Origin of the sequence: Thermodesulfitimonas autotrophica, from assembly GCF_003815015.1 — a bacterium.
Lineage (GTDB): Bacteria > Bacillota > Desulfotomaculia > Desulfotomaculales > Ammonificaceae > Thermodesulfitimonas > Thermodesulfitimonas autotrophica.
This window is the reverse complement of sequence record NZ_RKRE01000001.1, coordinates 727,430-740,866: the sequence shown is the minus strand read 5'-3', so window position 1 is coordinate 740,866 and position 13,437 is coordinate 727,430. Positions and strand designations below refer to the sequence as shown.

Here is a 13,437-nt window from a genome sequence, read left to right as displayed (position 1 = left end):
GTGGCCCAGAAGGAGTTTGCCAATTAGTGTCGAAAAAACACTAGTAAGGGATTCCGTGACTTCTGGAGAGGATCTGCGTGCAAGCTACAAGAAGGGAATTCCTTTATTTTTCTCTTTTTTATGCCGCGGTTACGCTCTTCGGCACCGGTCTTTACGTGGTTCACGACCGGCTGCCGGAGGTGCCGCTCCACTTGGCGGGCGAGGTTCTGGCCACGACGTTGTCTCTCGGTGTTTTTTTAGTGCTCTGGTACGCCTCACAATGGAGTGAACGACTGGAACACTACGTACTCGGCGTTTTTTTTCTCGGGGTAGCCGTTTTGAACCTCTTCTACGCCCTTTCCGTTCCGGCGTTGCCGGACTTTGTCTTGGCGAACAGCAGTGCCAAAGCCCTTTTCTTCTGGGTGGGGGGGCGCCTTTTTGCCGCAGCGGGGTTGTTTTGCGGCGGGATGACCGGGGAGACGCGGCGGACGACTTCCGCCCTGCGCTATTTATTGGTCGGGTTGGGTCTGGTAGCGACGGCTGCTTTTACCACTGTAGCCTTTAAATTCGGTTCTGTTTTAGGTTCTGTAAGTTCCGGGACGGCAAATCTCAGCAGCACGGCCGGGAATATTGAACTCATAGCGGCTCTGCTTACCGGAGGTGCGGCCGTTCGTTATGCTTTGAAATACCTGCGCAGCGGCGAGTTGCTTTACCTCATGATGGTGCGGGTGACCGGGGTTTTCTTGGCGAGCACCGTCTCGTCTCTTTTAGCCATTCACGGTAGCGAGTTCTTTAACTACTTAGCCCACATCTATAAGTTAGTTGCGTTTTTCCTCCTTTTTCACGCGATTTTCCTGGTGGCCGTTAAGGAACCTTTTCTGCGCCTGCTGCAGGTACAGGAGAATCTGCGCTGGGTCAACGAAAACCTCGATACCCTTGTTTCTCTACGGACGGCTGATCTGCGGGCGGTGAACGAGCGGCTGCGGCGGGCGGCAACAACCGACTACCTGACCGGGGCGCTTAACCGGCGCTATTTTCTCCAAAAGGCCCAGGAGGTGATGCTCCAGGCGAAGGTTATCCGGCGGCCTTTCAGCGTGCTGATGATGGACATCGACGGCTTCAAAAAGATAAACGATACCCTCGGGCATCAGGTGGGTGACCAGTGCCTGCAGCAGCTCGTTATCCTGGCGAAGGCGAACCTGCGCCAGAATGACGTTATCGGGCGCTATGGCGGGGACGAGTTTGCGGTTCTGCTCCCGCAGGCCGACGCTCAGGAAGCCGCAAGCGTGGCCGAGCGCGTTATCGCCGCCGTGGCGCAGAACGCCAACCCTCCTTTCACCATTTCCGTCGGGATTGCATCATTCCCGCAGCACGGGGACTCGGTAGAGGAGATCCTCGCGGCAGCGGATGCTGCGCTTTACGGGGCCAAGCACTCGGGGCGCAACCAGTACTTCATTTACGAGCCCCAGCCCGCTGCGGTTTAAGATTCACCCCGTTTTGTCTTCCGCACCGGCACTTATCTTAAGAGGTAAAATCGCTGTTATATACCTGCCGGGCCTCCAGATTTTCTCTGATCCGGACAAGTAAATTACCGGCTGAGGTGAAACCTCCAGTCTGAATAATTGACATATGCCCAAAAATAGCCTATAATTAATCACTAGCAGCCCATACTAAAGACAATAACGTCCTGAGTTGGGAGGTGACGGCATGAAAATTGCGGTGTCGGCTGCGGCAGCGCGGCCGGAGGCGGCGGTAGACGGGCATTTCGGGCGCTGCGCTTACTTCGTTATTTACGATACGGCAGCCCAATCCTGGCAGGCGATCGCGAACCCTGCCAGTGGGGCAGGTGGCGGGGCCGGCATTCAAGCGGCCCAGGCGGTGGTAGACCAGGGGGTCAACGTAGTGGTTACGGGGAGTCTTGGTCCCAACGCCTACCGGGTTTTACAGGCGGCGGGAATCCGGTGCTTTACCGGTGCCCGCGGAACGGTTAAAGAAGCGGTGGCCGCTTACGAAAAGGGCGCTCTGAAAGAGGTCCGGGATGAACCAGCGCCGCGTCCGGGTATGGGCATGGGGCGCGGGCGGCAGATGAGCCTGCGGAAAGGAGGGGAGTAAGGTGAAGGTAGCGGTGGCAACGGAAAACGGTTACGTCGCGCAGCATTTTGGTCACTGCCCTGCGTTTACCTTGGCCGAGGTCGTTAACGGTCAGGTAAAGGAGAAGACGGTAATCCCGAATCCAGGGCACCAGCCCGGGTTTTTGCCCGGTTACCTGGCCGATTTAGGCGTAACCCACGTTATCGCCGGTGGGATCGGCGCCCGGGCACAGGAGCTTTTTCTATCGCGCGGGGTCGTGCCGCTGGTCGGCGTGCGGGGAAGGGTGGATGAAGCGCTGGATGCTTTCCTCGCGGGCAGGCTGGCTACCGGGCCGTCGCTTTGCGATCACGGCGCAGGGGAGCATGGTCACGGGCGCTGTGGCGGTGGTTGCGGGGGCCAGGACAGGTGATCGTCGCCGTTCTCAGCGGTAAAGGAGGCACGGGTAAAACTACCGTTGCGGTTAACCTGGCTCTATCTATAGGCGAGGAACTCTGCTTCCTTGACTGCGATGTGGAAGAGCCGAACGCGCACCTCCTGTTGCATCCGAAAATCAGCAAGACTACGCCGGTTTACCTGCCGGTTCCCGTTTTTCAGGAGGGCAAGTGCAACAGTTGCGGCCGGTGCGTAGAGGTATGTGCGTACAACGCTCTCGCTTTAATCGGTGACGCGGTTTTGGTATTTGCGGAAATGTGCCACGGGTGCGGCGGGTGCACCTACTTTTGCCCTACCGGCGCGCTGACGGAGGGGCAAAGGGAGATTGGCGTTATTACGGAGGGAAGAGCGGGAAAGGTCATCTTCGGCGGCGGAAGGCTCCGGGTAGGCGAAGCGCTGGTCCCGCCTTTGATCAAAAACCTCCGCCGGCGGGAGTGGGGAACAGCCCATACCATCATTGACTGCCCGCCCGGCGCGTCCTGCCCGGTGGTTCACGCGGTGCGGGGCGTGGACTTCGGTCTCGTGGTGACCGAACCCACGCCCTTCGGCCGCCACGATTTGGAAGTGGTAGTGGCCATGCTGGACCTATTGGGGATTGCTGCCGGTGTGGTGATTAACAAAGCCGATCTAGGCGATAGTGGGGTGCGGGATTTCTGCCGGGAGCGCGGTCTGCCGGTGCTGGCGGAAATACCTTTTGATCTGGAAATCGCCCGCGCCGGTGCGGCCGGGACGCCTTTTACGGAGCGCCTGCCGGCGTGGCGGGATGCCTTTCGCGCGCTCTGGCGGGAGATTGGAGGGATAGTTGGCCGTGCGCGAGATCGTGGTGCTCAGCGGTAAGGGGGGCACCGGGAAGACTACGCTGACGGGTGCTTTCGCGGCTCTGGGGCAGGACCTGGTGCTGGCCGACGCGGATGTCGACGCGGCTAACCTCCATTTGCTGCTCAGTCCGACCGTTTTAACCAAGGAGCCGTTTTACGGCGGGCGGTTACCGGTGGTAGACCAGGAAAAGTGCACCCGTTGCGGGATGTGCACCGAACGGTGCCGCTTTGACGCCATTGAAGACGGGGTGGTGGACGAGACCGCCTGCGAGGGTTGCGCCGTCTGCTACCATGTCTGCCCGGCGGGGGCAATCACGCTGGCGGAGCGGTTGAGCGGCCACCTTTACAGCGCTACCACTCCCTACGGCCCTTTTGTTTATGCGGAATTGGGTGTCGGGCAGGAGAATAGCGGCAAATTGGTAGTGCGGGTGAAAGAAAAGGCGCGCCACCTGGCGCAGGAAACGAGGCGGAAGTATCTGCTTATAGACGGCCCACCGGGGATTGGCTGCCCGGTTATCGCCTCTCTTTCGGGTGCCGATCTGGCCGTGTTAGTAACCGAGCCTACGGCTGCAGGTAAGCATGATCTTGCCCGGGTCCTGGAGCTAGCGCGCCATTTTGGGGTGCAGGTTGGCGTCTGTGTAAATAAGGCCGACATCGACCCGGAAATGAGCGCGGCGATTGAGGCTTACTGCCATGACGCTGGTGCCGCTTTTCTCGGGCGCATTCCTTTTGCGCGCGCGGTTGTAAAGGCCCAGTTGGCGCACCAACCGGTAACGGAAGCCACGGCCGGTGCGGCTGGGAAGGCGGTGCGGGATATCTGGGAGGGGGCGCTGGCGCTGCTCTGACTGCTTGCTGCCGGCGGTTTAAGACTGCTCGCATACCTGGATGGCCTTCGGTTCAGTAAAAATTGAAGGGGCTGCCTTTTTCGGGCAGCCCCTTCATTCTGTTACTCCTGCTTTTGTAGCTCTTGCAGCCGCTTTTCGATTGCCTCCAGTTGCTGCCGGAGGAAAGAGGCTTCGTTTTTTAAGAATTCTTTCTCCTCGGGGAAGCCGTACCAGTAGGGCGCTCCCCAGAACCGCCGCCGGCACCAGGGTGCTGCGTGCCAGCGACCGAAGCCAAATCCCCGGCCGAAGCCGTAGCCGTATCCCCAGGGCACGAGACTCACCTCCTTCGCTTATTATGAACATATGTTCATTATAATTGTAAAAATACCAGGATAAAAAGTCAAGAGGTCTTATGCCGGTTACTGGGAGATTGCGGGTTATGATGTGTAAAACAAGGCGAAAGCCCTTTCGCGCCCGCTTCTAATTGCCGCCCACGAGGAAATAAGCTTTAGATAACGGATCTGCCGGAGGCGCGTGAGCAGCGTCCCGGCCTGGAGGGTGCGCCAGTGGTTAATCTTTTATGGCTTTTCCTTATGCTTTCTGGCGTTATCATAGCGATGATCAAGGGCAGGGCCGAGGCCGTCACGGCGGCTGTCCTTGAAGGAGCGAAAACAGCGGTGGATACCTCCTTTGGCTTAATCGCCATCATCGCCTTCTGGCTCGGGGTGATGCGGGTAGCGGAAGCGGCGGGCTTGGTTGAGTTCCTGTCTCGCTTGGTGCGGCCGCTAGTCCGTTTGCTCTTTCCGGGGCTGCCGCCCAACCACCCGGCCGTCGGTGCAATTATTTTGACCCTTGCCGCAAACATCCTTGGCCTCGGCAATGCCGCGACACCCGCGGGGCTTGCGGCTATGCGGGAGATGCAGAAACTGAACCCGCATCCGGAGGAGGCCACGCCGGCGATGTGCACCTTCCTGGCGCTTAACACCGCCTGCCTCACGCTGGTCCCCACTACGGTAATCGGTATCCGGGCACTTTACGGCTCGCGTGAGCCCGCGGCAATCATCGGCACCACGATTCTCGCAACGGCCTGCGGGATGACGGTAGCGGTGCTTGCCGACGCGGTGCTGCGGCGGTTTTACCCAAAAAGCAAGTAGGCTCAGGCAAAACAAGCGGTTCCGGGAGGCGGCCTGAATGATTGGTTTCGTGAGTGTGGCGGCGGAATGGGTGATCCCCGGCCTCTTACTTTTGGTGCTGGTGGCTGCTTTTTGCCGCCGCGTCCCTGTTTACGAGGCTTTTGTTTCCGGAGCCCAGGAGGGTTTCGCCATCGCGGTCAAAACGATCCCTTATTTAGTGGCCATGCTGGTTGCGATCAGCGTCTTTCGCGCTTCCGGTGCCATGGCGGGGATGGCACACCTGCTGGCGCCAGTCCTCACGCCGCTGGGTATCCCACCGGAAGTTTTGCCCCACGCGATTATGCGCCCGCTGTCGGGTGGCGCGGCCCTCGGCATCGCCACGGATATTATCCGCACCCACGGGCCGGACAGCTTCCTCGGCCGACTGGTCTCAACAATGCAGGGCTCGAGCGATACGACGTTCTACGTGCTGAGCCTTTACTTCGGCGCGGTCGGGGTAAAAAAGTACCGTTACGCGCCGGTAACCGGCCTTTTGGCCGATTTTACTACGTTTTTAGCTTCGGTGCTTTTTGTGCGGCTCTTTTTTCGGTAGGGGAGGAACATTTGGGGCGATAGCCAAAAGCGGGCCTTTGCCCAACAAGATTTTCGGCTGAAAGGGGGGCGTTGGCAGCGAAAAGGTAGCCCGTCCTTGCCGTTACGGGTATAATATTCCCCGGGTGATGGCGCTTTGGCAGAAGAAAGATTGCATAAGCTTTTAGCCCGGGCGGGGGTGGCTTCGCGGCGGCGGGCCGAGATGCTGATCAAGGCGGGGCGGATAAAGGTTAACGGGCGGCTCGTGGCGCGGCCCGGGGTGAAGATCGACCCGGCGCGGGACGTGGTGGAGATCGACGGAAGGCCGGTTTATTTGAAGCGGCTTCTTGAGAAGAAGCGCGTTTATCTTGCTTTTTATAAACCGGTGGGCGTCGTTACGACACTTTACGACCCCCAGGGGCGGCCCAAAGTAAGCGATTTTCTGCGGGCGGTTCCAGAGCGGGTCTATCCTGTGGGGCGACTCGACTATGAGAGCGAAGGGCTGCTTCTCCTCACCAACGACGGCGAGTTAGCCAACCGCCTGATTCACCCCCGGTATAAGGTGCCGAAGATATATTACGTATGGGTTGCGGGCGCTATTGGAGAAGAGGCCGTCCGGCAGCTCCGCGAGGGGGTGCTCTTGGAAGACGGTCCGACGCAGCCAGCAGAGGTGACGGTGCTCCGCAGGCTGCCGCGGCGCACGCTTTTGCAGATTACGCTGCGGGAAGGACGCAAGCGGCAGGTACGGCGCATGTGTGCGGCAGTAGGCTACCCGGTACTGCGTCTTAAGAGGGTTGGTATCGGCCAGTTGCGTTTGCAAGGGCTGCGTCCCGGGGCCTACCGATACCTGAGCGAAGATGAAGTGGCGGCGCTAAGGGAAGCGGTTGGCCTCTGTCCGGATTACGAAACAAGAAGTAAAGGCGAAGGAGAAAGCCGGCCGGGGAAGAGCGCGGGCGGTTAGCATTTTCTTTAAGACCTGGTCTCCTGTACAAATTTTGGGGCTAAAGAGGCGGGTAGACGCGCGGCGGGGAGGAATTTGCTGGCTTGGCGCGAATGAATTGTTATTATGGGGTGTAAGGGGGAATTCGTATTGGTCAAAAGCCTTGCGGGTACCGACCTGTTAGAAAGAGAGATTCGGGCGCGCATCCGCCTCGATTTTCGCGGGGTGAGCAGGCCGGGTCGTCTCCTGTTTGGCGGCAAAACGACGGAGAAGGCAGCGGAGGATGCGCGGGAACAGCAGGCTGCGCTTTTCCGGAACGTGCCGCTGCAGGGGATACGCATCGAGGATATCAACATGTCCTGGGAAGTGTACACCGTTACCGATGAGGTTACGGGAGCGGAGGTTGCCTTCGCACCGCTGGAGTTGACGGTGGTCGCGGAAGGTATAGATGATCTGGTGCGACTGGTCTTTCGCGAGGAATTTAGAAAAATCGAGATCCTCGAGCCGGAAAATGTGGTGCTCAGCAGGTACGAGATGGAGCGGTTCTTCTTCCGGATCGGCGAAGAACTTGCGCGTTACCGGGTTGCCCTGGAGCGCAAGTATAACGGGCGCTGAAATTTCGTGAAGGGAGTGTGCAGGCCAATTCGTGTTCGCGGGATAAGGGGAGCGATTACCGTCGAGAGGAACACGCGGGAGGAAATTATTGCGGCCACCAAAGAGCTGCTTTTAGCACTTGTCCGGGAGAACGGAATTGAGATCGAGGATATTGCGAGCATCTTTTTTACCCTGACGCCGGACTTGAACGCGGAGTTTCCTGCTTTGGCGGCAAGGGAACTAGGCTGGCAGTATGTGCCTCTTCTCTGCGCGCAGGAGATTGATGTGCCTGGGGCGATGGGAAAAGTGCTCAGGGTGCTGATGCACGTTAATACGGAAAAATCCCAGAGGGAACTCAAGCATCTTTACTTGAAAGGAGCCGCTACGTTGCGGCTCGACCTAAGTAGCGGGAATTAATTGGGAAGCGGTGGCTCGCCGCTGGCGACTTCTATTCTGGAGCGTTTGAGTTTTGCGCGCGTGGAAGCCAAACTGGCTAAGTTAATCAGGCTTTCCACCACGTCCGCCGGATTGGTCCCGGGCCGGAAGCTCCGGCGCCTGCCACCGGCTATTCCCGCCGAGAGGCTGAGGGAAACGGATTTGCAACTCCTTTCCGCTTCTTCCGTCAGGCTTCTTGCCCACACAACCGCATCTTCCAGGGGCCGGGTGCTCACCACAGCGAACTCGTCGCCGCCATAGCGACAAGGAAAGTCCTGCCCGGGTTTGCTCTGGCAACATAAAAGATTAGCCACCAGCCGGAGGCACTGGTCCCCCTGCGAGTGGCCGAGCAGCTTGTTGATCAATCCGAAATCGTCAATGTCGAAAAAAATAATGCAGATCTCCGGCGCCGTCTGCAAGAGTCGCTCTGCCGTGTCCCGGAGGTAGGCGGCGGTATAAAGGCCGGTGAGCGAATCGGTATGGCGGGCGATAGTGGTAAGAAGATCGATCTTGGTAACGATACCGATAAGTTTCTTGGCGGCGACGACCGGCAGCCTTTCAACGCCTGCCTGGTTCATAATATCCATCGCTTCCCAGAGTGACGTTGCAGGGTCAATAACCGTGAGGTCGCGGGACATTATTTCGCTGATTGGCTGGCTTGTCGGGACGCCACGCAGGTCGCGCGAGGTTACAATTCCCGCTAAGGTGCCGTCTGGTGCTAAGACGACGAGCCCTCCTACTTTATGTTTTTCCATCAGGTGAACAGCCTGCGAAACCGGCTGGTCTTGGCAGACGGTGAGGACGTTGCGGTTCATAATTTCGGTGATCTTCACGGTTGCTTCCGCCTTTCGGTATTGTAGTGCGTGAAGAACCGGAATAAAAACGAGAAAGAGACTTTCGTGGTTTGCCGGAATTTTCCTTGCTACCGCGATTAAAAAACCCAAATAAATTTTTACCAACCGGGATAAAAATGTCAAGCTATTTCTCATTCTCTTCCTGAAGATTTTTAGACAATTGTTTCTGTTTTTCGCCATTGCTCTGGGATGGCGCCTCTTTAGTCTTTGGTAAAGACGCGGTAATCGATTTCCGGGAAGATGTTGTTATGACTTTCGAGTTCTTCGATCCAGCCGTCCTCGACGCGGTTCTCGGTGATTTGTCGGTAAATGCCGATAAAATTTGCCATATGCGTTTGGAAGCGGCGCACGGCATACTCCACCATGGTGCCGGTGGCCATGATGAAGGGCCAGTCGCTTGATTGTGCCAGGAGCAGTTCCCGCGCCGCCTGGTTGAGGGCCCGGCGGAGCATACCGCTGCTTTCCGGAAAGCGGTTAGCAAGCTCTACCATTCGGTCGGCTCCCCAGTGAAGGTGCCGGTAGATCCAGTCGTTGGCGCCGCAAAGCCAGACCTCGTGGTAGCCTTTGTTCCCCCAGCTTGACGGGCAGGGGGTAACCACCTGGTTGCAGGGGTGGCGCCGCAAGTAATCCGAGGGCGTAACAAGTTCAATGATTTCCTGATCGTAAGTTATTTTGCGAACAAGGAATTCGAGCCATTGGGGCCCTTCGAACCACCAGTGGCCGAAAAGCTCGGCGTCGTAAGGAGCGACGATGAGCGGCGGCCGGTCCATGAAGCGGGAGAGATACCTGATCTGGTGTTCCCGGTTGAACATGAAATTACCGGCATGAGTAGCCGCCTTCTCGCGGGCCCATTCGGGAACGTAAGGCTCTTTGTGCTCGGTTTTGCCCGTGATCCGGTAGTATTTAAGGCCCGTGTTGATGCGGATGCCGTCCGGGTGGATGTAATCGCGAATATACTCCAAATCCAGGTCGTAGCCGATGTCCCGGTAATACTCGCGGTAGTCGAAGTCCCCCGGATAGCCTTCTTTAGCGCTCCAGACCTGCTTGGAGGATTCTACGTCACGGCCGAAGGCGGCAACGCCGGTGGGGCAGAAGACCGGGGCGAAGACGCCGAAACGGGGTCGGTGGGAGCCGAAAAGGAGGCCGTGGGTATCGACGAAAAAGTAACGGATGCCGTGCTTCTTTAAATAGGCGTCGATTCCCGGTGTGTAGGCACACTCGGGCAGCCAAAAACCGGGTGGGTTATGCCCGAAATGGCGGCGGTAAAGTTTAACCGCCACCGCGATCTGGGCGGCCACCGCCTGCGGGTTGACGAAGAGGAGGGGGAGATAGCCGTGGGTGGCAGCAGTGGTGATGATTTCGAGACACCCGGCTTCTTGGAATTTTTTGAAGGCGGCGATCAGGTTGCCACCGTAAGCGTTGAAGGTGTCGCGGACGCGGCGAAAGCGTGCTTGGTACATCTGGGCCAAGGGGAAGAAGGGCGTCCCCGCTGTACGCCAGGTTTCCTTATCCGTTAGCTCCAGCAGCTTGTGGAGGTGATGGAGATAGCGCTGCCGGAGGAATTCGTCGGTGAGCATAGAGAGGAGCGGCGGCGAAAGGGAGAGGGTGAGGCGGAAACGCACCCCGTCATTGACCAGCGCTTCGAAGGCCCAGATGAGCGGGATATAGCACTCTGTGATCGCTTCGTAAAGCCACCTTTCCTCCAGAGCAAAGGAATGTTCCGGATGCCTGACAAAGGGCAGGTGGGCGTGCAGCACGATGGCGAGATAGCCTTTACGCATGCTCGTTTCCTCCAGCTACTTTCTTACAGGGGGAAGGATTACCGGGGAGCCGATCCCAACCGGTATCACTTCCTTACCCATGCGGGCGGCGATTTCTTCGAAAAGCAACGGGGAGCTGATACCGAACTGGTAGCGCAGAATGGACCGGTACACCCCTTCTATCCACATCCATTCTTCGTCGCAGAGTTCGGAAAGTACTGCCCGCGGTGTGTGGGCTAAGTTCGAGCGGAGCAGCGTCACGAACTCCCCCGTAGGCAGGAGCCGCCCAAGGTCGACGCAGAAGGTGCGGTTGGGCTGGCCGACCTCGAGGTACCAGTTGTCCGCTTCCTCACTGATGGGAATATCAACGTAACTGTTGGCGTTGTATCCTTCGAATTTGATGCCGGTCACGTCGTAAAGGCGCAACACGGGCCGGGAGGTCCGCCAGGCTTCCGGACCGTAGCGGGCCTGAAACTCTTCCTGCTTGGTAGCGCTTACCTCCCAATAGGCAAAAAGCCAGTGGGGGTCGCGGGCGAGGAGGACAAGGCGGTCTTCCCCGTACCGCCGGGGCAGTTCGGGAGCCATTTGCCCTGCCGGCGCGGGTGGTACGGAGACGGAAGGCCAGATTTCAGCGGCGAACTCCGTATCGGGTCTCTTTGGCGGCAGCGGGGGAGAGACGTTAAGCCCTTCCCCGGCCGGCCGGCGCCAAGCCCGAAAAAAAAGGACGATAATTATAGCCGCCAAGATAATACTTAATATTAAAACGAAGAAGCTCATTATGCTTTACCCCCTCAAGGATGGCTCTCGGTCACGGTGCATATGATTTGCGTGCGGAAAATATCATAGACAAAAAACGGTAAAAAAATAGCGCCGTTCAAGCTTTTTTTATTATTGCCTCGCTTTTTGCGCTTTATAAAAGTAAAATCACGGCGCGTTTGGCCGTAAGCCGGAATTTGGGGCGAGGATTTGTCTGCAACGGTAATAACCTTTATCATGTTGTGGAGAGGTAGACCAACTGAATAAGTCGGGGAGGAAATAAATGCCGCGCGAGATAGTGCTCGGTAACGGAACGATGCTGGTAAATTTTGATAAATTTTATCACCTGCGGGACCTTTACTACCCTTACGTAGGGATGGAAAATCATTTTGGGATGGGTAAAGGCGAGGTCGGGTTGTGGGTGAACGGTGCTTTTTCTTGGGTTGGCGGGGACGGTTGGGAAATCACCATGCGCTACCAGGAGTATACCCTGGTGGCGGAAACCGAAGCGGTTCATACGGGACTGGGGGTGGCGATTCGTTTCACCGACGCTGTTGACTGCCAGGAAAACATTCTCCTCCGCAGGGCGGAGATTGAGAATCTGGCGGATGAGGCAAGGGAATTCCGGGTCTTTTTTTTCCACGATTTTAATATCGCCGGTTTTGACGTCGGGGACACGGCGCTCTACGACCCGAGTACCGCGACCCTTATTCACTACAAGCGCGACTATTATTTCCTCCTGAACGGGCGTTTTGGCGGGCAGGGCATTAAACAGTACAGCATCCGCAAGCGCTTCCCGGGAGGGCAGGGAAGCCGTGCCGACGCCGAAGACGGGGTGCTGCTGAGCAACCCCGCCGATCAGGGGGCGGTTAACAGCACGGTTGGGTTGGCGGCGGAAATCCCGCCGCAGGGAAAGGAAGTGCTCTTCTTCTGGGTGGTGGCGGGCCGGAACTTCCATGAGGTCTGGGAAAAGAACACGCTTGTCCTGAACGAAGGGCCGGAAACGCTTTTGAAGCGCACGGCCATCTACTGGCAAAATTGGGTCCGGAAGGCGGAGAACGACTTCGGGGATCTGCCGGAGGAGGTGGTCCGTCTTTACCGGCGCAGCCTGCTCATCCTGCGGACGCAGATCGATAGGCGGGGCGCAATCCTGGCGGCCAATGACAGCGACATCCTGCTGACCAACCGGGACCACTATTCCTACGTCTGGCCGCGGGACGGGGCGCTGGTGAGTTACGCGTTAGACAGGGCCGGCTACCCGGAACTCACGGTTCCTTTTTATCACTTTGCGGCGCGAACGCTGAGCGAAGGCGGTTACCACTGGCATAAGTACAACCCGGAGGGCTCGGTAGGTTCGAGCTGGCAGTCGTGGGTGCGCGACGGGGAGTTTCAGTTGCCCATCCAGGAGGACGAAACGGCGCTGGTGCTCTGGGCGCTCTGGGAGCACTACCGGCGCTACCGGAGCTTTTGCTTTCTGGCCGAGCTTTATCCCAAGCTGGTTAAACCCGCTGCCGCGTTTATGGCCGGTTACCGTGATCCCGGGAGCGGCCTGCCGCTGCCGAGCTACGATCTCTGGGAGGAGCGGTGCGGCATCTTCACTTTCACGGCGAGCGCGGTCTACGCGGGCCTCCACGCGGCCTCTTTATGCGCGGCGCTGTTAGGGGACGTGAAGTCTGCCGTGAGGTGGGAAGAGGCGGCGGAAGCGGTCAAAACCGGGATTTTGACGGAGCTTTACAGCGAAGAGTTGGGCCGGTTTATCCGCGGTTTTTACCCGGTAGCCGGGGAAAAAGTGACGCCAGATTACACCCTCGATGCGAGTCTGTGGGGCGTTTGGGGGTTCGGCGTGCTTCCGGCAACCGATCCGCGCGTGGTGCGCACGATGGAAGCGGTCCGCGACGGGCTCTGGGTGAAGACGGAAGTAGGCGGCCTGGCGCGGTACGCGAACGACTACTATTTCCGCCGCAGCGACGATATCGCCCGGGTGCCGGGAAATCCCTGGTTTATCTGCACTCTATGGCTGGCGGGCTGGCACGTGGCCCGGGCGCAGTGCCGGGAAGATCTCGCGGCTGCCAGGGAGCTGATCGAGTGGGCGGTACGCTACTCTCTGCCTACGGGAATCATGGCGGAACAGGTCCACCCTTATACCGGGGAGCCCCTTTCCGTGGCGCCGCTTACCTGGTCCCACGCGACGTTTGTGCAGGTGGTCGGGGATTACGGCAGACGCTGGTGCGAGCTTGGCCCCTGAAGTTTT

The 13,437-nt window shown here is 58.4% G+C and carries 15 protein-coding genes; 11 read left to right on the top strand and 4 right to left on the bottom strand.

The window, feature by feature from the left end:
- Positions 1–77: 77 nt before the first annotated feature.
- The 5 genes from EDD75_RS03700 to EDD75_RS03680 all read left to right on the top strand — a co-directional run bounded on the left by EDD75_RS03700 (position 78) and on the right by EDD75_RS03680 (position 4,165).
- On the top strand, positions 78–1,463 hold the full coding sequence (locus tag EDD75_RS03700; protein ID WP_123928187.1) for a sensor domain-containing diguanylate cyclase: 1,386 nt from the start codon (positions 78–80) through the stop codon (positions 1,461–1,463).
- Between the two features lie 223 nt (positions 1,464–1,686).
- Positions 1,687–2,091 carry a NifB/NifX family molybdenum-iron cluster-binding protein gene (locus tag EDD75_RS03695; RefSeq protein ID WP_123928184.1) on the top strand — a complete coding sequence of 135 codons (405 nt, stop codon included), beginning with the start codon at positions 1,687–1,689 and terminating at the stop codon, positions 2,089–2,091.
- A gap of 1 nt (position 2,092) precedes the next feature.
- Positions 2,093–2,479, top strand: a complete 387-nt coding sequence (locus EDD75_RS03690) for a NifB/NifX family molybdenum-iron cluster-binding protein (protein WP_123928181.1) — start codon at positions 2,093–2,095, stop codon at positions 2,477–2,479.
- Entirely contained in the window at positions 2,476–3,339 is an 864-nt protein-coding gene (locus EDD75_RS03685; protein WP_123928178.1) for a P-loop NTPase, read from the top strand. Before EDD75_RS03690 ends, EDD75_RS03685 begins: the two co-directional genes overlap by 4 nt.
- On the top strand, positions 3,311–4,165 hold the full coding sequence (locus tag EDD75_RS03680; protein WP_123928383.1) for an ATP-binding protein: 855 nt from the start codon (positions 3,311–3,313) through the stop codon (positions 4,163–4,165). The genes EDD75_RS03685 and EDD75_RS03680 overlap by 29 nt, the downstream gene beginning before the upstream one ends.
- 101 nt (positions 4,166–4,266) lie before the next feature.
- Here EDD75_RS03680 and EDD75_RS03675 read toward each other — a convergent pair whose 3' ends face one another.
- Positions 4,267–4,476, bottom strand: coding sequence for a DUF5320 domain-containing protein (locus EDD75_RS03675; protein ID WP_211328061.1), 210 nt, complete (start codon positions 4,474–4,476; stop codon positions 4,267–4,269).
- A 234-nt stretch (positions 4,477–4,710) separates the two neighbouring features.
- Between EDD75_RS03675 and EDD75_RS03670 the strand changes: the two genes are divergently transcribed.
- The 5 genes from EDD75_RS03670 (at position 4,711) to aroH (ending at position 7,798) form a co-directional block, all read left to right on the top strand.
- Positions 4,711–5,298: a nucleoside recognition domain-containing protein gene (locus EDD75_RS03670; protein ID WP_123928173.1), complete on the top strand. Its 588-nt coding sequence runs from the start codon at positions 4,711–4,713 to the stop codon at positions 5,296–5,298.
- A 37-nt stretch (positions 5,299–5,335) separates the two neighbouring features.
- The gene (locus EDD75_RS03665; protein WP_123928171.1) at positions 5,336–5,869 is read left to right on the top strand and encodes a spore maturation protein; all 534 of its coding nucleotides are present in this window, start codon (positions 5,336–5,338) and stop codon (positions 5,867–5,869) included.
- A 135-nt stretch (positions 5,870–6,004) separates the two neighbouring features.
- Positions 6,005–6,808, top strand: a complete 804-nt coding sequence (locus EDD75_RS03660) for a pseudouridine synthase (protein ID WP_123928168.1) — start codon at positions 6,005–6,007, stop codon at positions 6,806–6,808.
- Positions 6,809–6,937: 129 nt separating this feature from the next.
- Positions 6,938–7,402 (top strand): hypothetical protein, encoded by a 465-nt coding sequence (locus tag EDD75_RS03655; RefSeq protein WP_211328060.1) that lies wholly within the window; start codon positions 6,938–6,940, stop codon positions 7,400–7,402.
- 6 nt (positions 7,403–7,408) lie between these two features.
- The gene (gene aroH / locus EDD75_RS03650) at positions 7,409–7,798 is read left to right on the top strand and encodes a chorismate mutase (protein ID WP_245963039.1); all 390 of its coding nucleotides are present in this window, start codon (positions 7,409–7,411) and stop codon (positions 7,796–7,798) included.
- Here the strand turns inward: aroH and EDD75_RS03645 are convergent.
- From EDD75_RS03645 to EDD75_RS03635, 3 genes are all read right to left on the bottom strand, one after another.
- Positions 7,795–8,649, bottom strand: a complete 855-nt coding sequence (locus EDD75_RS03645; RefSeq protein ID WP_170157691.1) for a GGDEF domain-containing protein — start codon at positions 8,647–8,649, stop codon at positions 7,795–7,797. The genes aroH and EDD75_RS03645 overlap by 4 nt on opposite strands.
- Before the next feature lie 221 nt (positions 8,650–8,870).
- A complete protein-coding gene (locus EDD75_RS03640; RefSeq protein ID WP_123928156.1) occupies positions 8,871–10,451 on the bottom strand; it encodes a glycoside hydrolase family 57 protein in 1,581 nt (526 codons plus the stop codon).
- Positions 10,452–10,466: 15 nt separating this feature from the next.
- Entirely contained in the window at positions 10,467–11,207 is a 741-nt protein-coding gene (locus EDD75_RS03635; RefSeq protein ID WP_123928154.1) for a DUF4912 domain-containing protein, read from the bottom strand.
- A 262-nt stretch (positions 11,208–11,469) separates the two neighbouring features.
- On the opposite strand from EDD75_RS03635, the gene EDD75_RS03630 reads away from it, so the two are divergent.
- A complete protein-coding gene (locus tag EDD75_RS03630; protein ID WP_123928151.1) occupies positions 11,470–13,431 on the top strand; it encodes a glycoside hydrolase family 15 protein in 1,962 nt (653 codons plus the stop codon).
- Positions 13,432–13,437: the final 6 nt, after the last annotated feature.

Coding starts and splice junctions, on each gene's coding strand:
- EDD75_RS03695 (WP_123928184.1), top strand. CDS start 1,687: ATGAAAATTGCGGTGTCGGCTGCGGCAGCGCGGCCGGAGGCGGCGGTA.
- EDD75_RS03665 (WP_123928171.1), top strand. CDS start 5,336: ATGATTGGTTTCGTGAGTGTGGCGGCGGAATGGGTGATCCCCGGCCTC.
- EDD75_RS03640 (WP_123928156.1), bottom strand. CDS start 10,451: ATGCGTAAAGGCTATCTCGCCATCGTGCTGCACGCCCACCTGCCCTTT.
- EDD75_RS03635 (WP_123928154.1), bottom strand. CDS start 11,207: ATGAGCTTCTTCGTTTTAATATTAAGTATTATCTTGGCGGCTATAATT.
- EDD75_RS03630 (WP_123928151.1), top strand. CDS start 11,470: ATGCCGCGCGAGATAGTGCTCGGTAACGGAACGATGCTGGTAAATTTT.